Source organism: Mesorhizobium sp. M7A.F.Ca.US.005.03.1.1 (genome assembly GCF_003997975.1).
In the GTDB taxonomy this organism is placed as follows: Bacteria; Pseudomonadota; Alphaproteobacteria; order Rhizobiales; family Rhizobiaceae; genus Mesorhizobium; species Mesorhizobium ciceri.
In genome coordinates, this window is the sequence record NZ_RZRO01000002.1 from 146,229 (window position 1) to 165,665 (window position 19,437).

Annotated in this window: 23 protein-coding genes; 14 read left to right on the top strand and 9 right to left on the bottom strand. The window is 63.3% G+C overall.

Going from position 1 to position 19,437, the window contains the following annotated elements; all coding sequences use genetic code 11:
* Window positions 1–4 precede the first annotated feature (4 nt).
* From EN990_RS01700 to EN990_RS01725, 6 genes are all read left to right on the top strand, one after another.
* Window positions 5–964, top strand: coding sequence for an ABC transporter permease (locus EN990_RS01700; RefSeq protein ID WP_013530496.1), 960 nt, complete (start codon window positions 5–7; stop codon window positions 962–964).
* Entirely contained in the window at window positions 961–1,848 is an 888-nt protein-coding gene (locus tag EN990_RS01705; RefSeq protein ID WP_127385264.1) for an ABC transporter permease, read from the top strand. The genes EN990_RS01700 and EN990_RS01705 overlap by 4 nt, the downstream gene beginning before the upstream one ends.
* Window positions 1,849–1,917: 69 nt before the next feature.
* Window positions 1,918–2,940 carry an LLM class flavin-dependent oxidoreductase gene (locus EN990_RS01710; protein ID WP_164753796.1) on the top strand — a complete coding sequence of 341 codons (1,023 nt, stop codon included), beginning with the start codon at window positions 1,918–1,920 and terminating at the stop codon, window positions 2,938–2,940.
* Between the two features lie 41 nt (window positions 2,941–2,981).
* The gene (locus EN990_RS01715) at window positions 2,982–3,629 is read left to right on the top strand and encodes a ThuA domain-containing protein (RefSeq protein ID WP_127385263.1); all 648 of its coding nucleotides are present in this window, start codon (window positions 2,982–2,984) and stop codon (window positions 3,627–3,629) included.
* A gap of 26 nt (window positions 3,630–3,655) precedes the next feature.
* The gene (locus EN990_RS01720) at window positions 3,656–4,033 is read left to right on the top strand and encodes a hypothetical protein (RefSeq protein ID WP_245268615.1); all 378 of its coding nucleotides are present in this window, start codon (window positions 3,656–3,658) and stop codon (window positions 4,031–4,033) included.
* Window positions 4,034–4,127: 94 nt separating this feature from the next.
* Entirely contained in the window at window positions 4,128–4,541 is a 414-nt protein-coding gene (locus tag EN990_RS01725) for a hypothetical protein (protein WP_063168681.1), read from the top strand.
* Window positions 4,542–4,551: 10 nt separating this feature from the next.
* On the opposite strand, the gene EN990_RS01730 is transcribed toward EN990_RS01725, so the two are convergent.
* Window positions 4,552–6,576 (bottom strand): amidase, encoded by a 2,025-nt coding sequence (locus tag EN990_RS01730; RefSeq protein WP_127385262.1) that lies wholly within the window; start codon window positions 6,574–6,576, stop codon window positions 4,552–4,554.
* Between the two features lie 143 nt (window positions 6,577–6,719).
* On the opposite strand from EN990_RS01730, the gene EN990_RS01735 reads away from it, so the two are divergent.
* The gene (locus EN990_RS01735) at window positions 6,720–6,995 is read left to right on the top strand and encodes a hypothetical protein (protein WP_013530503.1); all 276 of its coding nucleotides are present in this window, start codon (window positions 6,720–6,722) and stop codon (window positions 6,993–6,995) included.
* A gap of 80 nt (window positions 6,996–7,075) precedes the next feature.
* Here EN990_RS01735 and EN990_RS01740 read toward each other — a convergent pair whose 3' ends face one another.
* The 4 genes from EN990_RS01740 to EN990_RS01755 are packed head-to-tail and all read right to left on the bottom strand — an operon-like array spanning window position 7,076 to window position 10,964.
* Window positions 7,076–8,161: a Gfo/Idh/MocA family oxidoreductase gene (locus tag EN990_RS01740; RefSeq protein WP_127385261.1), complete on the bottom strand. Its 1,086-nt coding sequence runs from the start codon at window positions 8,159–8,161 to the stop codon at window positions 7,076–7,078.
* A 39-nt stretch (window positions 8,162–8,200) separates the two neighbouring features.
* Window positions 8,201–8,965 carry an ATP-binding cassette domain-containing protein gene (locus EN990_RS01745; protein ID WP_127368838.1) on the bottom strand — a complete coding sequence of 255 codons (765 nt, stop codon included), beginning with the start codon at window positions 8,963–8,965 and terminating at the stop codon, window positions 8,201–8,203.
* Window positions 8,962–9,963, bottom strand: a complete 1,002-nt coding sequence (locus EN990_RS01750) for an ABC transporter permease (protein WP_127368837.1) — start codon at window positions 9,961–9,963, stop codon at window positions 8,962–8,964. Before EN990_RS01750 ends, EN990_RS01745 begins: the two co-directional genes overlap by 4 nt.
* The gene (locus EN990_RS01755) at window positions 9,960–10,964 is read right to left on the bottom strand and encodes a substrate-binding domain-containing protein (RefSeq protein ID WP_013530507.1); all 1,005 of its coding nucleotides are present in this window, start codon (window positions 10,962–10,964) and stop codon (window positions 9,960–9,962) included. Before EN990_RS01755 ends, EN990_RS01750 begins: the two co-directional genes overlap by 4 nt.
* A gap of 411 nt (window positions 10,965–11,375) precedes the next feature.
* Between EN990_RS01755 and EN990_RS01760 the strand changes: the two genes are divergently transcribed.
* The 4 genes from EN990_RS01760 (at window position 11,376) to EN990_RS01775 (ending at window position 13,863) form a co-directional block, all read left to right on the top strand.
* Window positions 11,376–11,609 (top strand): hypothetical protein, encoded by a 234-nt coding sequence (locus tag EN990_RS01760; RefSeq protein WP_013530508.1) that lies wholly within the window; start codon window positions 11,376–11,378, stop codon window positions 11,607–11,609.
* 120 nt (window positions 11,610–11,729) lie between these two features.
* Window positions 11,730–11,927, top strand: coding sequence for a hypothetical protein (locus EN990_RS01765; protein ID WP_013530509.1), 198 nt, complete (start codon window positions 11,730–11,732; stop codon window positions 11,925–11,927).
* Window positions 11,928–12,172: 245 nt separating this feature from the next.
* Complete coding sequence (locus EN990_RS01770) at window positions 12,173–12,931, top strand: SDR family oxidoreductase (RefSeq protein ID WP_063168676.1); 759 nt, start codon at window positions 12,173–12,175, stop codon at window positions 12,929–12,931.
* Between the two features lie 62 nt (window positions 12,932–12,993).
* Window positions 12,994–13,863: a sigma-70 family RNA polymerase sigma factor gene (locus EN990_RS01775; RefSeq protein WP_245460951.1), complete on the top strand. Its 870-nt coding sequence runs from the start codon at window positions 12,994–12,996 to the stop codon at window positions 13,861–13,863.
* A gap of 118 nt (window positions 13,864–13,981) precedes the next feature.
* Here EN990_RS01775 and EN990_RS01780 read toward each other — a convergent pair whose 3' ends face one another.
* The gene (locus EN990_RS01780) at window positions 13,982–14,551 is read right to left on the bottom strand and encodes a TetR/AcrR family transcriptional regulator (RefSeq protein ID WP_013530512.1); all 570 of its coding nucleotides are present in this window, start codon (window positions 14,549–14,551) and stop codon (window positions 13,982–13,984) included.
* 103 nt (window positions 14,552–14,654) lie between these two features.
* Here EN990_RS01780 and EN990_RS01785 point away from each other — a divergent pair, with 103 nt between their 5' ends.
* A complete protein-coding gene (locus EN990_RS01785; protein ID WP_127368836.1) occupies window positions 14,655–15,470 on the top strand; it encodes an oxidoreductase in 816 nt (271 codons plus the stop codon).
* 65 nt (window positions 15,471–15,535) lie between these two features.
* Complete coding sequence (locus EN990_RS01790) at window positions 15,536–16,537, top strand: NADP-dependent oxidoreductase (RefSeq protein WP_127368835.1); 1,002 nt, start codon at window positions 15,536–15,538, stop codon at window positions 16,535–16,537.
* Between the two features lie 20 nt (window positions 16,538–16,557).
* On the opposite strand, the gene EN990_RS01795 is transcribed toward EN990_RS01790, so the two are convergent.
* The 3 genes from EN990_RS01795 to EN990_RS01805 all read right to left on the bottom strand — a co-directional run bounded on the left by EN990_RS01795 (window position 16,558) and on the right by EN990_RS01805 (window position 18,820).
* The gene (locus tag EN990_RS01795; protein WP_027160885.1) at window positions 16,558–17,031 is read right to left on the bottom strand and encodes a VOC family protein; all 474 of its coding nucleotides are present in this window, start codon (window positions 17,029–17,031) and stop codon (window positions 16,558–16,560) included.
* Window positions 17,032–17,074: 43 nt separating this feature from the next.
* Window positions 17,075–18,223, bottom strand: a complete 1,149-nt coding sequence (locus EN990_RS01800) for an amidohydrolase (RefSeq protein ID WP_013530516.1) — start codon at window positions 18,221–18,223, stop codon at window positions 17,075–17,077.
* 153 nt (window positions 18,224–18,376) lie between these two features.
* Window positions 18,377–18,820: an SRPBCC family protein gene (locus EN990_RS01805; protein WP_013530517.1), complete on the bottom strand. Its 444-nt coding sequence runs from the start codon at window positions 18,818–18,820 to the stop codon at window positions 18,377–18,379.
* A 435-nt stretch (window positions 18,821–19,255) separates the two neighbouring features.
* Between EN990_RS01805 and EN990_RS01810 the strand changes: the two genes are divergently transcribed.
* Complete coding sequence (locus EN990_RS01810) at window positions 19,256–19,399, top strand: hypothetical protein (protein ID WP_013530518.1); 144 nt, start codon at window positions 19,256–19,258, stop codon at window positions 19,397–19,399.
* The last annotated feature ends 38 nt before the right edge of the window (window positions 19,400–19,437 follow it).

Genomic DNA, 19,437 nt, shown 5'->3' on the forward strand with positions numbered 1-19,437 from the left:
CGACATGCTGACCGGTCGCATTCTGTCAGCGCGTGTGGGCACACTTGTCCTCACCCTGTGGCTGGTCAGCATTCTGGTGTTCTTCGCCGGGCAGGTCCTGCCCGGCGATGTGGGCCGTGTCATGCTCGGGCCTTTTGCCGACGCGCAAGCGGTGGCGGAACTGAACAAGCGGCTAGGCGCCGACCAGCCGGTTCTCGTCCAGTATTGGCTCTGGTTCAGCAAAGCGGTCACCGGTGACTTCGGCACCTCGCTGTCGATGCGCGGGCCGGTGGCGCCCTTCGTGCTGGAAAGCCTCAAGCGCTCCGCGGCGCTTGCCGGGATTATTTTGCTCTTCCTCGTTCCGCTCGGCGTTGGTGCCGGCGTCATCGCCGGTCTCAATGCGGGCCGCCTCATCGACCGGCTGATCGTGATGGCGGGCGTCTCCTTCGGCATTGTGCCTGATTTCGTTTCCGGCCTGATGCTGCTCATCGTTTTCGGCCTGTGGCTGAACTGGTTCCCGATCTCCGGAGTTGCGCCCGATGGCGCGGGCTTCTGGACGCATGGCTATTATCTGATCCTGCCGGCGCTGCCGCTGGTGCTGAACCTTTCCGGCTATATCGCCCGGATGACGCGAGCGGGCGTGATCGAGGCGATCGCCGCCGATTACACGCGCACCGCCGTCCTGAAAGGGCTCGAGCGGCGCGAGATCATCTTTCGGCACGTGCTGCGCAATGCGCTGACGCCGACCGTCGCGGTGCTGGCGACGCAGACCGGATACATGCTGGGTGGGCTGGTGGTGATCGAGGCGTTGTTCGGCATCCAGGGACTTGGCAATCTGGTCCTGAACGCGGCCAAGGCCCGTGATTTCCCGATGCTGGAGGCAGGCGTATTGGTGATGGCGGCCATCTTCGTGCTGTCGGCGGCGGCCGGCGACCTCTTGCTGGCGCTGCTCGATCCGCGGCAACGCCGCCGGACCTCGCCATGACGGATCTGGCCGAGTTTCCCGCACCGCAGCTCGCCGTGGCGGGCTTTTCGACAATGCGCCGGATTCGCAGTGCTTTCGCCGGATTGCCGCCGTCGGTCGTGGTCGGATTGCTGCTGCTTTTGTTCTGGGTCGCTTGCGCCATAGCAGGCAACCTCTTCGTTCCCTACGATCCCTATGCCGAGGATTTCCTGGCGACGCTGACGCCGCCCGATGCGCTGCACTGGTTCGGGACCGATCAGCTCGGCCGCGATGTGCTGTCCCGCATCATCGTCGGTTCGCGCGACATCCTGCTGGTTGCGCCGCTGGCGACGCTGGCCGGGGTTGCCGCCGGCAGCATCATCGGCCTGGTGCTCGGCTATTTCGAGGGCCTCACTGATGCCATCGGCGCGCGGCTGCTCGATACGCTGATGGCGTTTCCGTTCATCGTTCTCGTCACCATGACGCTGGTGGCGATCGGCCCGTCGAACCTGACCGTCATCCTGGTGATCGGCATCGCCTACGCGCCGCTGGTGGCGCGCACCGTTCGCGCCGCCGTGCGTGAGCAGAAGCAGCGCGACTATGTCAGCGCCGCGCGCCTCGGCGGCGAGGGCGCGCTCGCCATCATGTTCCTGGAGATACTGCCCAACATCAGGGAAACGATCCTCATCGAGCTCGTCACAAGGCTGGGCTACGCGTTCTTCTCGATCGCGACGCTGAGCTTTCTCGGCCTCGGCATCCAGCCGCCATCGGCCGACTGGGGACTGGCCGTCGCCGACGGCTATGGCTTCCTGACCGGCGGAAAATGGTGGGTCGTCGTCTTCAATTCTGGGGCAATCGTCTCGCTGGTGATGGCGACCAACCTGATCGCACAAGGCATTGGCGCCTTCGAGAATAGCGATGCATGAGCCTTGATCCGGGCGCCAAAAAATCTCTTTTGCATTGAAGCCTGACGCGCATCCTTATATCGCATGACTATGAAGAAAATCGGTTTCCTGTCGTTCGGGCACTGGACGCCCTCGTCGCAATCGCAAGTGCGCTCGGCTTCGGACGCGCTTTTGCAATCCATAGAGCTGGCTGTCGCCGCCGAGCAGCTGGGCGCGGACGGCGCGTATTTTCGCGTGCATCACTTCGCCCGCCAGCTCGCGTCGCCGTTCCCGCTGCTGGCGGCGGTCGGCGCCAGGACCAGCCGTATCGAGATCGGCACCGCGGTCATCGACATGCGCTACGAGAATCCGCTCTACATGGCCGAGGATGCCGGTGCTGCCGACATCATCGCCGGCGGGCGCCTGCAGCTCGGCATCAGCCGTGGCTCGCCCGAGCAGGTGATCGATGGCTGGCGCCATTTCGGTTACGCGCCGCCGGAAGGCAAAAGCGACGCCGACATGGCGCGGCATCATGCCGAGGTCTTCCTCGAGACGCTGCGGGGCGAGGGGTTCGCCCAACCCAATCCGCGGCCGATGTTCCCCAATCCGCCCGGCCTCTTGCGCCTCGAGCCGCATTCGGAGGGTCTGCGCGAGCGGATCTGGTGGGGTGCGGCTACCAACGCCACGTCGGAATGGGCAGCCAAGCTCGGCATGAACCTGCAGAGCTCGACGCTCAAATTCGACGAGAGCGGCAAGCCGTTCCACATCCAGCAGGCCGAGCAGGTCCGCATCTATCGCGAGGCCTGGAAGGCAGCCGGCCACAAGCGCGAGCCGCGCGTCTCGGTCAGCCGCAGCATCTTCGCGCTGGTCGACGATCGCGACCGTGCTTATTTCGGCCGCGGCAATGAGAGCCGCGACCAGATCGGCTTCATCGAGGAGAACACCAAAGCGATCTTCGGGCGCAGCTACGCGGCCGAGCCGGATGTGCTGATCAAGGAATTGGCGCAGGACGAGGCGATCGCCGAAGCCGATACGCTGCTGCTCACCGTTCCGAACCAGCTCGGCGTCGACTACAATGCGCATGTCATCGAGGCGATCCTGACCCATGTCGCTCCAGCGCTGGGCTGGCGCTGACGCCGGATCGATCAGGGCCGAGTTTTCCAGGGAGGTACACAGTGCCAAAGAAGGCCTTGATCGCCTGGGGCGGCTGGGAGGGCCATACGCCGGAGCAGAGCGCGAAGATCGTTCGCACCTTGCTTGAGCGAAACGGCTTCGACGTCACGCTGGGTGAGGGCACGGCGATGTTCGCCGGTCCGGAGCTTGCTTCCTTCGATCTCATCGTGCCTGTCATCACGATGTCGATGATCGAAAAGGCCGAGTTGCAGAACCTGACGCTTGCGGTTCGCGGGGGAAGCGGGCTCGGCGGTTTCCACGGCACGATGGGCGACAGTTTCCGCAATGAGCCTGACTATCAGTTCATGACCGGCGGCCAATGGGTGGCGCATCCCGGCAACATCATCGACTACACTGTCGCGATCACCCGGCCGGACGATCCGATCACAAAAGGCATCAGCGATTTCGCCTACCGATCGGAGCAATATTACATGCATGTCGACCCAAGCAATGAGGTGCTGGCGACCACCACCTTCACCGACGCGCATTTTCCGGGGATAGGCGGCGTTGTCATGCCGGTCGTCTGGAAACGGCGCTATGGGGCGGGGAAGGTTTTCTACAGTTCCCTTGGTCACACGGCGGATGAGTTCGCGGTGCCGGAAATGGCGCTGATGGTGGAGCGGGGTTTGCTTTGGGCGGCGCGGGGGTAGAAGCAGGCGAAGTTCGTGAAAATCTGATGGAATTCACAGGAAATCTACGGAGATATCCAATGAACGATTCCAGTTGGTCCGCTTCCGAAAAGAAGCTCGCCCGCCACGCCTTCGATAAGGCTCTTGAGGCGGCCCTCGCAAAGACGATGGCCGAATTCAAGAGCAAGGCCAGTGCGGTGACGGTTCCCTCCCAGATGTGGGAGCTGGAAGCCTATTTGCGTGAACAGCGGCGGGATATCGACCGGACGTTCGACTACCGCTATTCGCAGCTCCTTTATGTCTTCACTCATCTCATCCGAGCAGGCTGCCTCGATGAAAAGCTGCTTGCCGGTCTGTCGCAAGACAAGCGGGATGTCATTCGGCGGGACCTTGCCTTTGCGGCGGGACGCCCGGCCAGCGGATGACGACGGCAGGGAGTGCGGCCGCGTCCCAATCCCTGCCATGCTGGAAAGCGGCCGTTGTCGTACTACCATCCCGTCACATGGCGAGGGGGATGAGATGGACCATCAGCGTACTGTTTTTCTGATCGGAGCAGGTTCCGTTGGTGACGACGAGCAAGCCGTGTTCACGCTGCACGTGAACGGCGCTGCCTGCAATCTGAAATGCAGTTATCGGGACAAGGTGATCGAGGCAGAAGAGGAAGACTTTTTCGAGGCTCTGTTCCAAATCCGTCAGGCACTCGAAGTCGATGGCCTGCTACCCTTCTGTTACGGAGCAAGCGCCAATGTTTATCCGGAAAATACCGTGATGGAGAAAAGTCGCGGATTGATAGCCTGCAAGGTGAAGACGGGGCAATTTCCGCAAGAGAGCGATCTGGTCGACATATTTGATGATGGCGTCGACGTGGTTCCGGTTTTCGTCCATATGCAGCAGGAATTTTGGGAAGAATGGCTGACTTCGCTGCCTTCCTAGCTGCTGGCGTTCATCCAATCCCGCCCGTAACCAGATAGGCGCCGGCGCTGCGCCCATCCTCCAGCCGCACAATAGCCGTCACGATCGAGCCATACGAGCCACGCCAGACGCTGTGGAACCGCTGGTGCTCTGCGGCCGGAACCAATGCCTGTCCACAGCAGCGCGCTCCGCTTCGCTGCATGGCGACAGGCTCGCCGTTGACATGCACCTTGACGCTGGCGTTTTCCGCCTCGGCGTCGATCGGCAGGTCGAGGGTGATGGTGATCTCGTCCTGATCGCCGGTCGTGCGCGTCTCGGCGGCAAGCGCGATGACGAGCGGAGGTGCCTTGCCGTTACCGGTTTGCGTGGGCCGGCGGGAAAATACATCTTCAGTCAGTTCCGGCGTGCGTGGGGGCAGGGTGCGGCGCCGGGTCGACAGTTCGTAGTCGCCGGCCATGCGCAGCAGCCTTTCGTCATCATAGGCCTTGCCGGCGAAAGTCAGGCCGACCGGCATGCCGATATCGGCCATGGTTCCCATCGGCACGGTGACGGTGGGGATGCCGAGATGGCGCCAGACCAGATTGCCGTTGGCGACCCAGGTGCCATTGCGCCAGGCAAGGACGGCGGATGCCTCGTCGATGTCTGCATCGGCCGGTCCGACATCGGCGGCGGCGGGCAGCACCACGGCGTCGATGTCTTGGCCGTCCAGCCAGACCTCGAAATCGATCCGCCTTGTTGCTTCGAGGCCCTTCAGTCCGTCTTCCAGCGTTGGAATGTCTGCGAACGGCGTGACGCCGAACCGGGCCCGTTCCACATATTCTCTCAGATCGAAGCCGCCCTCATAGCGGTCGGGCAGCGTGCCGGGCGGCTGCGGGAAGATCTTTGGGCCGTCGACGGAGACGAGATCGGGCACGGCCGGGTCGGCATTGGCGCGCAAAAAGTCGTCCCAGCCCCAGATGCTGAGATCCCAGAGTTCGCGCTCGGCGAAGTCCTGCGGCACCAGCCCGCGCTCGACCATGGTGCGCGCCCCGGGGCGGTCGCGCTCGTAGTTGGAGACGACGGGGAAATCGACCTCGATCACCTCGGCGCCAAGCCGCTTGAGATCGGCCGCTGCCTGCTCCCACAGGGCAAGCACCGAGGCGCGGGTTTCGATCGGCGCATCGGCCTCGCTGTCGCGGCCGATATACATTCTGGGCACGCCCAGGCGCTTGCCTTTCAACGACCCCGCCAGTGCGAGATCGGTATAACGGGGCGGCCGCACATCGGAGCTTTTCGGCAGCTTGACCCAAGGCTGCGCGCGCCAGAAATCGCCTCGCGCCTCGGGATCGTCGGCGACGATCACATCGAGCAGTTCGAGCATGTCGGGCACGCTGCGCGTATGCGGCACGACGACATCCATGGTCGGCACCAGGGGCCAGTTGCCGCGCACAGAAATGACGCCGCGCGACGGCGTGTAGGCGACCAGCGCATTGTTGGTGGCCGGCGCGCGGCCGGACGACCAGGTTTCCTCGCCAAGCCCGAAGGCGCAGAAGCTGGCCGCTGTCGCCGTGCCGGAGCCATTGGACGAACCCGATGCGAAGGCGGCGGTGAGATAATCGCCATTGTACGGACTTTCGGCGCGGCCATAGACGCCGCGCTGCATGCCGCCATTGGCCATTGGCGGCATGTTGGTCAGCCCGATCAGCACCGCACCGCCGGCGCGCAGCCGGGCTATGGTGAAGGCATCCTCATTGGCAATGAGATGCTCGAAGGCCGGCGAGCCGGCGGCCACCGTCAGGCCTGCAACCTTGTAGCTGTCCTTGGCGGTGTAGGGGATGCCGTCGAGCGGTCCGAGCACGGCGCCGTTGCGGCGCCGCTGGTCGGAGGCCGCCGCCTGCTCAAACATGTCAGGGTTGAGCACTGGGACGGCATTGAGGCTGATGCCGTGCCGGTCGAAATGCGCGATGCGCCTGAGATACGCCCCGACCAGTTCGACGCTGGTGACGGTGCCGTGATCGAGCGCGCGGCGCAGTTGGTCGATCGTCGCTTCGACGAGGTGAAGGCTGGCGTCGGTCATCACGGATCCCACATTCCCACGCATCATGGATGAGCGAGGCCGCAGGCTTCGGCAAGAGCCTATCGCGGTCTTCTCGGAACTTTTGTCCGGCTGGCGGTTTTGGATGTATGGTGCGATTCCGGAATGGCCAGAAGGGTGTGCCGATGACCACGAAATGCGTTGCGATCCTAGCTCTCGCGGTTGCTACGGGCGCGAGTCTTTGCGCCCCGGCCTTGGCTGGCGACCGGCATCACGACCGCCGGGTCCACTCCGAACGCTACGTTCCCGCCGAAGGCGATCTCATCGATATCCTGTTCGGCGGCCCGCACTACTACGATCAGCAGTTGGTGACGACGGCGGCTGGCGCGTGCTCCTACCATCGCGTTGGACCCGACGCGAATGCATTGAACAAGATCAACGATCATCACTGCGGGAAATAAGGCAGTAGGGCAGTAGGGCAGTAGGGCAGTAGGGCAGTAGGGCAGTAGGGCAGTAGGGCAGTAGGGCAGTAGGGAGCGCCTCAACGCTGGCCGCTCTCCTTCATACGCTCGATGATTTCGGCCATCAGCGCCAGGTCGCGGCGGGAATCGGCGAGGTCGGTCAGCGGCTTTGTTCCTTCGGCGATGTGGCGGTGGAAAATCTCGAGTTCATTCGAGAAAGCATCGCCGTAGAGAGGGCCGAAGGCTTTCGTCACCGGGCCGAGCGGGCCGGCATCGGTGACCTCCAGCCGCGTCGGCAGGCTGCGGATGTAGGGCGTGTCGTAGATGATGCGCACGCGCCTGGTGTTGGAGCGCACCTCGATCATTGCGTCGAACAGGCCGAGATCGTCGACCACCGCGTCGTAGAGACAAGCGAAATGGCCGTAGTCGAAGGTGACCGATGTGTTGGCGCCGCCATTGGTGCGGTGCGCGGCCAGCACGCGCGCCGGCTCGCCGATCAGCCCGCGCATCGCTGAAATGTGGTGCGAGGAAAGCGCCGTCAGCCCGCGATAGGCGCGCACCAGGTCGGCCGGCGCGTCGGCACCGACGACTTCGCGGATCAGCGCGTCGCGCTCCTTGGCGCCACGCGCCAGCAGGGCCGGGTCTATGTCGTTGGGATAGAGGACGTTCTGGCTCTTCTTGAGGAAATGCCGGCCCTCCGAGATCAGGTCGAAGATGCGGACATGGGTGATGTCGGCGAAGGCCGGCAGCTCGTCCCTGGCGGCCAGATAGGCCGGCGCGTAGCGGCGCATATAGCCGACGAACAGGGTCTTGTCGTAACTCGGCATCAGCGCCAGCAGATCGTCGATCTCGCGCACCGTCAGACAGGCAGGCTTTTCCAGCAGGATATGTTTGTTGGCAGCAATCGCCGCGTGCACGAAGCGGCTGTGGGTGTCGTCGGATGACAGCACGAACACCGCGTCGATGTCGGGTGACGCTATTAGCGCCTCGGCCGTCTCGAAGGTTCTTGCCGTCGGGTGTTGCGAGGTGCACAGCGCCACCAGGCTGGGCGACACGTCGTACACGCCCGCGATCACCCAGCGCTCGCGCTGATCGCTCAGCACCGGCAGATGGATCGACTGGGCGACCTCTCCAAGACCTATAAGTCCGACACGAATTGGTGCCACCGGCAAACTCCCTTTGATTTCAAGTCTGATGCTGCAGGACTATGCCGCGCCGGTGACCAGCGCGACGAGCTCGTTGCCTGATGTCTCCGAGGCGCGCACAGTCGCCGCCATCTTTCCCGCCCGCATCACCCAGATCTGGTCGGACAGGCGGCGGACCTGATCGAAATTGTGGCTGACCAGGATGACTGAGACCGACTGCTCGCGCAGGCGCCGGATCAGCGCCTCGACATTGGCCGTCTCCTGCACGCCAAGCGCTGCCGTCGGTTCGTCCATCACCACCAGCTTGGCGCCGGAGCCGACAGCGCGGCAGATCGAGATCGCCTGCCGCTGGCCGCCCGACAGGCGCCGCACACGCTGGTTGATCGACGGCACGTTGATCGACAGGCGCGACAGCATGGAACGGGCCTCGCGTTTCATCGCCTTGCGGTCGAGGAAAGCGAAGGGACCGATGCGGCGCACGATCTCGCGGTTGAGGAACAGGTTCTGTGCGACCGTCAGTTCGTCGATCAGCGCCAGGTTCTGGTGCACGGTCTCGATGCCGGCCTTGCGCGCCTCGTCGGGATTGGCGAAGGGCCGCGCCCGGCCGTCGAAGAACAGATTGCCGGCGTCGGGCTGATGCACGCCGACCAGGCTGCGGACCAGCGTCGACTTGCCGGCGCCATTGTCGCCGATCACGGCGGTGACCTCGCCGCGGCGGGCCTGGAAGGCGACGTCGGTGAAGGCGCGGATGCCGCCGAAATGCTTGCTCAGCCCTTCGCAGGCGATGATCGCCTCAGCGGCGGGGATGTGATGGGGAGCGCTCATTTCTGATACCGCATGATCAGCGCCGCCAGCACCACGATGGCTCCCACGGCAAGCGGTTGGTAGAAAGCCGACACATTGAGCAAGGTCAGGCCATTGACGAGTGCCGTGAGCATCAGCGCGCCGATGGCGGGCCCAAGAATGCTGGCGCGGCCGCCGAACAGGCTGACGCCGCCCAGCACCACCGCCGCCACCGAATTCAAGAGCAGGCTGGTGTTGATCTGCGGTTCGGCCGAGCCGATGCGGGCGACCAGGAGAATGGCCGCGATGCCGGCGCAGAGACCGGAAATCGTATAGGCGGCGATCTTGACCCGGTTGGTGCGGATGCCGAGCGCGCCGGCACTTTCGGCCTGGCCCCCGGTGGCCAGCAGATGCACGCCGAAGCGCGTGTGGTAGAGCGCGATATGGGCGACGATGACGGCTGCGATCGCCACCCATACGGGATAGCCGAACGGTCCGAACGAGCCGGAAGCGAGCCTGAGCAGGAAGGTCGAGCCGACCATGGTCGGTTCACCGCCCGACAGGATGAGGCCAAGGCCAGTGATGCCCGACAGCGTGCCGAGCGTCACCACGAAATCGGGGATTTTGCCTGCTGTGATGATCAGCCCGTTGAGGAAGCCCACCGCGCTGGTGGCGAGAATCGCGAGCACGCAGGCGATGAAGATGCCGTGGCCGGCGGCATTGACGAGGCCGAGGATGATGGCGCCGAGCATGACGGCTGCCGCCAACGACAGATCGATGCCCGAGGTGGCGATGACGAAGGTCTGGCCGATCGACAGCACGACCAGGATCGCAGCCGCCAGCAGCAGCGCCTGCAGATTGGCGACGCTGAGAAAGACCGGCTGGGCGATGCCGAAGACGATGACGAGGCCGACCAGGCCGACGACGGATGCCCAGTCGGCCCAGAAGGAGGGATCGAGGAGGAGAGCCGCCAGGGAGGGACGGCTCTCCTCCGCACCCGCCGAATCGGCGGCGGGCGCGTTGTCTGCAGGTGTGCTCACTTCAGCATCTCGCGGAAGGGATCGGGATAGTCGCCGCCGGGACGCGGAAAATTCTTTAGCGACGCTTCGGCATTGTCCTTGTTGATCAACAGCACAGGTGCCGGCACGTTGGCCGGCAGTTCCTTGCCCTTGGCCGCGACCGCACAGGCTTCGACGCCCATGGCGCCGACGACATAGGGGTATTGGGCGACGGTGGCGGTGAGTTCGCCTGATGCGATCGACTTCAGCGCATCGACAATGCCGTCTAGGCCGATCACCTTGACGTCCTTGCCCGACGTCCGCACGGCGCGCTCGACGCCAAGGGCCATGATGTCGTTGGCGGCGAAGAAGCCGGCGAGGTCCGGATGGGCGGCGAGGATATCGGTGGCGGCGGTCAACGCCTTTTCGCGATCCCAGTCAGCGCTGACCATCACCACGATTTCGAGCTTGCCTTCGACGGCCTGCCTGAAGCCCTTGATGCGGGCGTTGGAGCCGACATCGCCGACGATGCCGGCGACCAGCGCGACCTTGGAACCCTTAGGCACCAGCTTCAGCATCTCTTCGCCGGCCAGCACGCCTGCGGCGACGTTGTCGGTGCCGATATAGGTCGAGACGGCAAAGCCGGCGGCCTTGGCCTGCTCGGGGTCGATGGTCGAGTCGATGTTGACGATCGGCTTCTTCTTTTGGGCGACCGGCACCAGCGCCTGGACGAGGTTGGAGACGCTGATCGGGTTGACCAGGTAGCAATCGAAATCCTGCATGGCCATGGCGGTCAGGCGGTCGGCCTGGCCGGTGGCGTCACCCATGTTGGCGGCGGCCTGGACGCTGACACTGACGCCGTTGGCCTTGGCCTGCTCCTCGATGCCCTTCTGCATGGTCTGGAAGAATGGATTGTCGAGGCCTTTGACGATGGCCGCGACTTTCGCCGTATCCTCGGCCTGGGCGGGTGCCGAGACGATGGTTGCAAGCATGCCGGCGCCAAGCAGGCTCGTGCCGAGTTTCAGGCAATTGAACATGCGCATGGTTTTTCCTCCTCCTGATTGTTTATGGGCTGCATCAATGTCGCCGTCCGGCGACTGCAATGTCCGACGGCGCGCAAGCGACCCCGGCCCCTGGCGCGACGATCCGCCAACGGACTGCTGCCAGCCTGCGGATGTGCGGACTGCAGCCCCGGTTCGGGCGCTTTTCGATGTCAGGCATTGCTCCTCCCAGAGCGCCGGCCGATGCCATGCCGGCATTTGCGCATGTTTTATAAAAAATTGACACGCGTCAAGATTTAAAATGTGCGTAGCGATTTTTGATTGCGCGCCCTGCGGGCATGACTGTCCTGCCGGCATGCGCTACAACCAAGGCGCGAAAAAAACTGCCAGCCTAGGGAACCACTAGGGGGATGTCCGCGTTGGTCGCTACTTTTGTGCAGAGGGAGGTTTGGGGTGGGGCGTTTCGAAATCGTGGAAGAGCCAACGGGTACGTTTTCGATTTTCGACACCGTCACGGAATTGCCGGCAACGGCCAAAGGGGGCGTGTGCATTGGGCTTTATCGGCACGAAGTGCCTCTGGCACTGCTTGCAGCGGTTGAAACGGTCCAGCCCGGCCATTTTTCGCTCCTGCCCTCATTGTCGGTGTTGAACGACTGGCGGGCTCATCGAGACGATCTGCTGGCATGAGCAAAGCTGCCCGATGTCGCATCAAAAATCATACGGTATGGGAAATCACGCCCTGTTGTCGAAAGCGGCGGTGAGGCATGGAAAGCAAGGGGAGGTTGCAGTGCGTTGGGAGGTGAAGCAATGTCTGATCAGGACGACCTGATCCGAGCTGCCATCGGACGGCTGCTCGCCGAGAAGACAGGCGCCGCCGTCATATCGATGAGAGAGAGCGTCACCGAGCTTCTGGCGCTGACCGGTGCCGCACTGGACGAAAGACTCCAAGACCTGCTGCTGGAAATGGCCGAAGTCCGCGGCATGATGGTCGCTCTCGACTTCTGAACATATCCGGCTGGGATGCCGCAGCATGGACCGGCAGCGCTTTCATCGCCGGCAGCCTCTAACCTTACTGCGTCCAATATCGGGCATCGCATTTTAGGCCGAAAGCGGACAGGCAGCTTTCCGCCCGATCGCCAGTATTGCCGGCATGTCGCGGATCGTCGCCGCGACAGCGCGCCTCGCCAAACCTTGGCTCTTTTTCCGACCCTCAAACGTCTTAGCTACAGTGAAGCTAAGGAGCAGGGTCGATGAGCCTCAGGAATAAAGAAATCGTGGTCACCGGTGGCAGCCGTGGGCTTGGCCTCGGATTGGTCGAGGCGCTGGTCGAACAGGGCGCCAGCGTGACCGTCGTTGCCCGTGGCGTCGAGGCGCTGGATGCGGTCGGTGCGCGGCTTGGGGTCGCCACTATCCGCGCCGACGTTGCGGAGGAGGGCGCGGCCTATCGCATTCTTAGCGAGGTTCGTCCTGACGTCGTGGTCCTGAATGCTGGTGCCACGCCCCGGATGGGCCGGTTGGACCAACTGAGCTGGGAAGATTTTTCAATCGCCTGGGAAACCGACGTCAAGGCCGGGCTATACTGGCTGCAGGCGGCGCTCAACCTGCCGCTCAAGCCGGGCAGCCGTGTTCTGGTGGGATCGAGCGGTGCCGCCGTCACCGGGTCGCAGTTGTCGGGGGGCTATGGCGGCGCCAAGCGCATGCTGTGGTTCATGGCGAAGTACGCCAATGGCGTTTCGCTGGAGAAGAAGCTCGGCATCCGCTTTCAGGCGATCGTGCCGCGGCAGATGATCCTCGGCACCGGAACAGGCGATGCGGCGGCCGGCGCCTATTCCGGATCCATGGGCATCACGCCCGAACAATTCGTCACCCGCTTCGGTGCGCCGATGCCGCCCCGGACCTTCGGCGACAGGGTGGTTTCCGTGCTGGAAGACCCGCAATATGCGGAGGGCATCGTCTTCGGCCTCAATGGCGACGCGGGCGTAACCGTGATGGAGGGGGCTGCGGCTTGAGCGAACGAGATCCTGCCGTGGACCGCGACCGACGGGAAGGGCTGCTTGCCCTTGCCGCCGCGATGCGGCCAGAGCTGCACCGCTATTGCGCGCGCCTGATGGGCTCGGTCATCGACGGCGAGGATGTCGTGCAGGACACGTTTGCGCGGGCCTTCGTTGCGCTGAATGAGCTGGGCGAGGTGCCGCAGCTCAGGCCCTGGCTGTTCCGCGTCGCCCACAACCGTGCGCTTGACCTGCTGCGCAGCCGCGCGATCCGCGCGGCGGAGCCTATCGAGGCGGCGCTTGAAATTGCCGACGACACCAAAGCCGACCCGGTGGAGACGCTGATGCGCAGGCAAGCTATACAGACCGCAGTGTCGCGCTTCGCGGAGCTTCCGCTGCTCCAGCGCAGCGTCGTCATCCTCAGAGATGTGCTCGACGAGCCGCTGGCCGAGATCGCTGCTTTGCTCGGCATCACGGTCGATGCGGTGAAAGGGCACTTGGCGCGCGGCCGCGCCCGGCTTAGGGAAGTCAGTGCGCAGGCCAGTTCGGCTCCCGATGCGCGTATCGCGTCGGCCGCCGTGGTCCGTTATGCGACCCTGTTCAACCAGCGGGATTGGGACGGCTTGCGCGCCCTGCTTGCCGACGACGTCAGGCTTCATCAGTCCCTGCATGCGCCGCGCTCGGGTGCGGCGGATGTCGGCGTGTTCTTCACGATCTACGCCAAAAGCGACCGCGTGTGGCTGACGCCGGCCTGGCTCGACGGCCGCGAGGTGATCGCTGTGTTCGAAAGCCATGCCGACCAGAAACCGCGTCATTTCATGTGGCTGGAGTGGCGAGAAGGTCAGATCAGCTTCATCCGCGACTATCGCTATGTCAGCTATGTTACCGACGATGCCGAGCTGGTGCTGGCCAAGGACGCCAGGTCCTTCGGTCGCGGCACCGGGCACTGAAGAGCGGGCGCGCATCTGACCATCATACGGGCGGTGCTGTTCCTGCCAAGGGGCCGATGCGGGGCTGGGCGTCACACCGCATGAGAATAACTTTGACGTGCCCACGCGTGGTACGCCCTTAACTCTGCTCGATCAGCGCGCGCGCCGCAGCTTTCCCTGCCGCAAGGATACGATCCGACAATTCCGTTCCCTCCACGGCACGGGCCAGCTGAAGCGTGCCAATGAGGGTCGCAAAGATAGCGAACGCAACGCCCTCCGGATCAGGAGTTTGCGGCGGCAGCTCTACCGACACCTGGTGCACCTGGGTCAGCAAACGCTCGGTATAAAGCTGACGCGTTTCGGGTGGCTCACGGGCGATTTCCGCCAGCAAGGCGGCAGAGGCGCAGCCCTTCCCGGGGTTATCCCGATGCGCCGCCGACAGATATGTGTCTATGGCCATTGCCAAGCCGCCGGAGGCCAATGCTTGCCGTATCTCGTCGGACTGATCCTCGAGAGCTGCAGCGACCGTTTCACGGACAAGCGCCGCCTTTGATTGAAAGTGGGGATAGAAAGCCCCGTTCGTCAGCCCGGCGTCGCCCATGATGGTTGCCAGTCCGGACGCCGCTATGCCGTTTTTCCGAAAGCGTTCCGCGGCGACCTCCAGGATCCGGCCGCGCGAGGCGTCCTTCCTGCCCTTTTCGTAGCGCATGGCTGCTATTCCTTTCTGCTATTGCATTATGATCATAATCTGATATTACGACTGTAATTTAACAGATGCAAAAAAGCTAGCCCCCATGAGTTTGGAGCACGAAATGAAAACGAATGCCGGAAAAACCGCTGTTGTGACCGGAGCCTCTTCGGGCATCGGCCGCGCCAGTGCCGAAGCCCTTGCGCGGGCCGGGTTCACCGTCTTCGGAACCAGCCGGCGCAAGGCCGGCAACGATCCGGACGGGGTGACCATGCTGATCTGCGACGTGACCGACAGTGAGGCCGTTGCCGCACTCGTTTCGACGGTGCTCTCGCAGACCGGCCGGATCGACCTCTTGGTCAATAATGCCGGGGTCGGCCAGCTTGGAGGCGCCGAGGAATTCTCGATTGCCCAGGTGCAGGCTCTGTTCGACGTCAATCTGTTCGGCGTCATCCGCATGACCAATGCGGTGCTGCCGTCGATGCGGCAGCGTGGCGAGGGGCACATCATCAATATCGGCTCTGTGCTGGGACTGGTGCCGGCGCCGTATTCAGCGCATTATTCGGCGGTCAAGCACGCGCTTGAGGGCTATTCGGAATCGCTCGACCACGAGGTTCGCGCCTTCAATATCCGCGTTTCGGTCATCGAGCCGGCATTCGTTCGTACTGTCTTCGACCAGAACGGGATCCAGCCGGATTCGCCGTTGCAGGAATACGATCAAGCCCGAGCTACGCTGGAAGCGCTGCTTCGCGACGTGATGCCTGTCGCCGACCGGCCGGAAGTGGTGGCGCAAGTGGTCGTCAAGGCAGCGACCGATGCCCGTCCGCAACGGCGCTACACCGCCGGCAAGGCTGCGCGCCAGGTCAGCCTGCTGCGTCGCTTTGCTCCCGCTGGGATATTCGACAAGAGCCTGCGGAAACAATTCCGCCTGCCCGTTTGAACGCAGCGAGCAGAGGATTTCACGCACATGCGACACACCAAAATCACTCTCAGAAAGTCACTGCCATGAAGGCATTCGTCGTCGACAAGTACAGCAAGAACGGCACTCTGCGGCTAGCCGAAATGCCGGAGCCGAAACTCGGGGACAGCGATGTCCTGGTCGAGGTCCACGCAGCGGCGGTGAACCTGCTCGATTCCAAGGTCAAAACCGGAGAGTTCAAGCTGATCCTGCCCTATCGCCGGCCCTTCATCCTGGGTCACGACGTGGCCGGGAGGGTTGTGCGCGTGGGATCGAAAGTCCGCAAATTCAAACTCGGCGACGACGTCTATGCGCGGCCGCGCGATGGCCGGATCGGAACGTTCGCCGAGTTCATAGCCATGGATGAAGCCGACGTGGCCCTGAAACCCGGGAACCTCAGCATGGAGGAGGCGGCCTCGATCCCGCTGGTCGGCCTGACCGCCTGGCAGGCGCTCGTCGAAAGGGCCAAGCTGAAGAAGGGACAGAAGGTCTTCATTCAAGCTGGTTCCGGCGGCGTGGGGACATTCGCCATCCAACTGGCAAAGCATCTCGGCGCGACCATTGCGACCACCGCCAGCGCGGCGAGTGCCGGTCTGGTCAAGGGGCTCGGCGCCGATATCGTCGTCGACTACAGGAAAGACGATTTCGAGAAAGTCCTTTCGGGCTACGACGTCGTCTTGAACAGCCAGGACGCCAAGACACTTGAAAAATCACTGAATGTGCTGAAACCGGGTGGCAAGCTCATCTCCATCTCCGGCCCACCGGATCCCGACTTCGCCAGGGAGAAGGGACTGAACGTGGTGCTGAGGCTGGTGCTTCGCCTGCTGAGCCGCGGTATTCGAGCGAAAGCCAAGCGCCGTGGCGTGACGTTCTCGTTCCTTTTCATGTGGGCGCAGGGCGAGCAGCTGAGCAAGATCGCATCGCTCATCGAATCCGGCGCGATCCGCCCGGTCGTCGACCGGATATTTCCCTTCGAGGCGACCAATGAGGCGCTGGCCTATGTCGAAACAGGACGCGCCAAGGGCAAGGTCGTCATCAAGGTCAGATAGCAACTCAGCCGCGATCGAGGTCAGCCGCGCCGGGCTGCGTCGATCGCCGCGACGTCGATCTTCGTCATCTCCATCATCGCATCAAAGGCGCGTTTGGCTTCCTCGCCGCCGGCCGCCATGGCCTCGGTCAGCGTGCGCGGCGTGATTTGCCAGGACACGCCCCATTTGTCCTTGCACCAGCCGCACACGCTCTCCTGGCCGCCATTGCCGACGATGGCATTCCAGTAGCGGTCGGTTTCCTGCTGATCGTCGGTGGCGATCTGGAACGAGAAGGCCTCGTTCTGCTTGAATGTGGAGCCGCCGTTCAATCCGATGCAGGGAATGCCGGCGACGGTAAATTCGACCGTCAACACGTCGCCTTTCTTGCCGGACGGAAAATCGCTCGGCGCACGGTGAACGGCGCCCACGCTGGTGTCGGGAAAGGTCTCTGCGTAGAAGCGCGCCGCAGCCTCGGCGTCCTTGTCGAACCAAAGGCAAATCGTGTTCTTCGGTATCTTTGGCATTGCATGTTCCTTTCGGCGTTGGAGTTGGCGGAGGTCAGCCCAGGAGATTGCGTGCCGTGCGCATGAAGATCCTCGACCCGATCGGGATCAGGTCGTCGGGAAAGTCATAGTCGGGATTGTGCAAGGCGGGGTGCCGCTCGCCCGCACCGAGGAAGAACATCGCCGACTTGGCACTATGGCCGAACAGGCCGAAATCTTCCGAGGCGCGCATCGGCAGGGCCTCTTCGCCGTGCGATACGCCCTCTTCATCGAGCGCGCGCCGCAGATGCTCCACCGCGTCCGGCGCGTTGACGCTGGCGACGAAGATCTCGTGATAGTCCCAGCGGGCGGTAAGGCGATGCTCGCCGGCGATCCTGGCGACCAGTGCTTCGGCAGCAGCGCAAAGGTTCGCCATGCGCTCGTCACGCCGGGTGCGCAGCGTTGCCCACACCTGCGCATGAGCAGGCGCGATGCCGAACACGGCCTCGCCCATCGCGGCATGGGTGACGGTCAGCATGGAGAAGTCGTCGTCGGCGAAGGTTCCGCGCCCGAGCGCCGGCAGCGCCGGCATCAGCTCACTGATCGCCAGCATCGGCGAGGTGCCGGTCTCCGGCATGGACGAATGGGCGGTCTTGCCCTCCAGCACGATGCGCATGCCGCGTGACGCACAGTTGACCACGCCGGGCTTGAGCCGCACCTCGCCGAACGGCACGCCAGGCAGGTTGTGCAGCGAGAAAGCGAAATCCGGCGCGATCTCGCCGAAGCGGGGATCGGCAACGACGCCGGCTGCGCCATTGCCGGTTTCCTCCGCCGGCTGGAACATCAGCACGACGCGGCCGCTTGCAGGCCGCTCGCGCCCCAACTGCCGGCCGAGGGATGCCAGGATGGCGGTGTGTCCGTCATGGCCGCACATATGCGACTTGCCCGGCACGCGCGACGCATGCGGCACGCCTGAAAGTTCTTCGATAGGCAAGGCATCGAGTTCCGAACGGAACAGCACCGTCGGCCCTGCTTTGCCGCTGTCATATGTGACCGCGACGCCGTGCCCGCCGAGCTGTGTCAGCACCTTGTCCGGCCCCGTATCGGCGAGGAAGGCGACGACCTCCTTTGCCGTCTTCTCCTCTTCATTCGAGATTTCCGGATACTGGTGCAGCTGGCGCCGCCACGCCGTCAACTCGACGATGTCTCGGTTGGTCAGAGTCATGCTTTTTCAACCTCCGCTGCATTCTTCATCGACACGTCCAGGCACAGGGGTGCCGCAATGATGAATTGCTAGCGACAAAGGGCAGTTCCCGCCACAGTCCAAGTTTCAGGCTTCGGCAGGCCAGAAACGGCCGTTCTCCCGGCCATCCGCAGCCTATTGATTGATCTCGGGCTCGACGAGCTTTGCCAGGTTTCTGAGCGATTCCTGCCAGCCGAGATAGCAGGCCTCGACCGGAATGACGTCCGGAATGCCGGCCTGGGTGATGTCGATTTCAGTGCCGACCGACACTTTTTTCAAGACCACGGTCACCCGTATCTCGCCGGGCAGGTTGGGATCGTCGAACCTGTCGGTGTAGAGCAGGCGCTCGCCCGGAACGAGTTCAAGGTATTCGCCGCCGAAGGCGTGGCTGTCGCCGGTGGTGAAATTGCGGAACGACATCTTGAACGTGCCTCCGACCTTTGCCTCGAAATTATGGACCGTGCAGGTGAAGCCGTTTGGCGGAAGCCACTTGGCCAGCGCGTCCGCTTCAACGAAGGCGCGATAGACCTTTTCCGGGCTGGTCGTCAGAACGCGGTGCAAACGTACGGTGCCGGGCATTGCTGGATCCTTTCATGAATGCCTGTTCGATACCCCAAGGACGGACGAAGCCTAGCCAGTCCGACATTGGTTTGCGAATTTTTTGACGGGAGGCGGCCTGCCTACGCCGCGGACATGCGTTCGACCCCGAGCTATCAACACGAAGCTCGGGCGAGGCGGCGGATGAACTGCACCGGCTTCGGAGCTGGCGCTCACCTGCTAAATCGCGTTCCTGAGCCATCTTGTTGTTCGGGCGTGTTTTTGTCGATTGCCGCGAACGGCCGCGCGTCCCCGTCAATGCTTCGAACGCCGCCAAATAGGGCAGCGCGTCTTTGCCGTCCATGTGCCGATCATTAGAATTTGCATCTGATCAGAGTTGATTTCCTATCAAGCCGTTAATGCGGCCATGCTGTTAATCAGCATTTGCTAATGAGTCTTTCGAACCTGAGGCAAGCAATGACCAAGAATCTCGGCAATGCACGTCATACGCCGGCGAAGGACCCGCAGGTCTCCCTTCTGGGCAAAGCCGCGCCGGCGCTGTTTCCGCTGGTCGTGGCGGCACTGGGTTACATGGTTGGCAAGCAGTTCTTCGGCATCTAGGCGCGAAGTTCCGTTCCCTCAAACGTCTCGGCGGACCG

Excerpts from the sequence above, each read along its gene's own strand:
- EN990_RS01705 (WP_127385264.1), top strand. The coding sequence starts at position 961 with ATGACGGATCTGGCCGAGTTTCCCGCACCGCAGCTCGCCGTGGCGGGC.
- EN990_RS01775 (WP_245460951.1), top strand. The coding sequence starts at position 12,994 with ATGCGGCCAGAGCTGCACCGCTATTGCGCGCGCCTGATGGGCTCGGTC.
- EN990_RS01730 (WP_127385262.1), bottom strand. The coding sequence starts at position 6,576 with ATGACCGACGCCAGCCTTCACCTCGTCGAAGCGACGATCGACCAACTG.
- EN990_RS01805 (WP_013530517.1), bottom strand. The coding sequence starts at position 18,820 with ATGCCCGGCACCGTACGTTTGCACCGCGTTCTGACGACCAGCCCGGAA.
- EN990_RS01720 (WP_245268615.1), top strand. The coding sequence starts at position 3,656 with ATGGAATTCACAGGAAATCTACGGAGATATCCAATGAACGATTCCAGT.
- EN990_RS01700 (WP_013530496.1), top strand. The coding sequence starts at position 5 with ATGCTGACCGGTCGCATTCTGTCAGCGCGTGTGGGCACACTTGTCCTC.
- EN990_RS01770 (WP_063168676.1), top strand. The coding sequence starts at position 12,173 with ATGAGCCTCAGGAATAAAGAAATCGTGGTCACCGGTGGCAGCCGTGGG.
- EN990_RS01745 (WP_127368838.1), bottom strand. The coding sequence starts at position 8,965 with ATGAGCGCTCCCCATCACATCCCCGCCGCTGAGGCGATCATCGCCTGC.
- EN990_RS01800 (WP_013530516.1), bottom strand. The coding sequence starts at position 18,223 with ATGACTCTGACCAACCGAGACATCGTCGAGTTGACGGCGTGGCGGCGC.
- EN990_RS01780 (WP_013530512.1), bottom strand. The coding sequence starts at position 14,551 with ATGCGCTACGAAAAGGGCAGGAAGGACGCCTCGCGCGGCCGGATCCTG.
- EN990_RS01810 (WP_013530518.1), top strand. The coding sequence starts at position 19,256 with ATGACCAAGAATCTCGGCAATGCACGTCATACGCCGGCGAAGGACCCG.
- EN990_RS01790 (WP_127368835.1), top strand. The coding sequence starts at position 15,536 with ATGAAGGCATTCGTCGTCGACAAGTACAGCAAGAACGGCACTCTGCGG.
- EN990_RS01725 (WP_063168681.1), top strand. The coding sequence starts at position 4,128 with ATGGACCATCAGCGTACTGTTTTTCTGATCGGAGCAGGTTCCGTTGGT.
- EN990_RS01765 (WP_013530509.1), top strand. The coding sequence starts at position 11,730 with ATGTCTGATCAGGACGACCTGATCCGAGCTGCCATCGGACGGCTGCTC.
- EN990_RS01785 (WP_127368836.1), top strand. The coding sequence starts at position 14,655 with ATGAAAACGAATGCCGGAAAAACCGCTGTTGTGACCGGAGCCTCTTCG.
- EN990_RS01710 (WP_164753796.1), top strand. The coding sequence starts at position 1,918 with ATGAAGAAAATCGGTTTCCTGTCGTTCGGGCACTGGACGCCCTCGTCG.
- EN990_RS01735 (WP_013530503.1), top strand. The coding sequence starts at position 6,720 with ATGACCACGAAATGCGTTGCGATCCTAGCTCTCGCGGTTGCTACGGGC.
- EN990_RS01755 (WP_013530507.1), bottom strand. The coding sequence starts at position 10,964 with ATGCGCATGTTCAATTGCCTGAAACTCGGCACGAGCCTGCTTGGCGCC.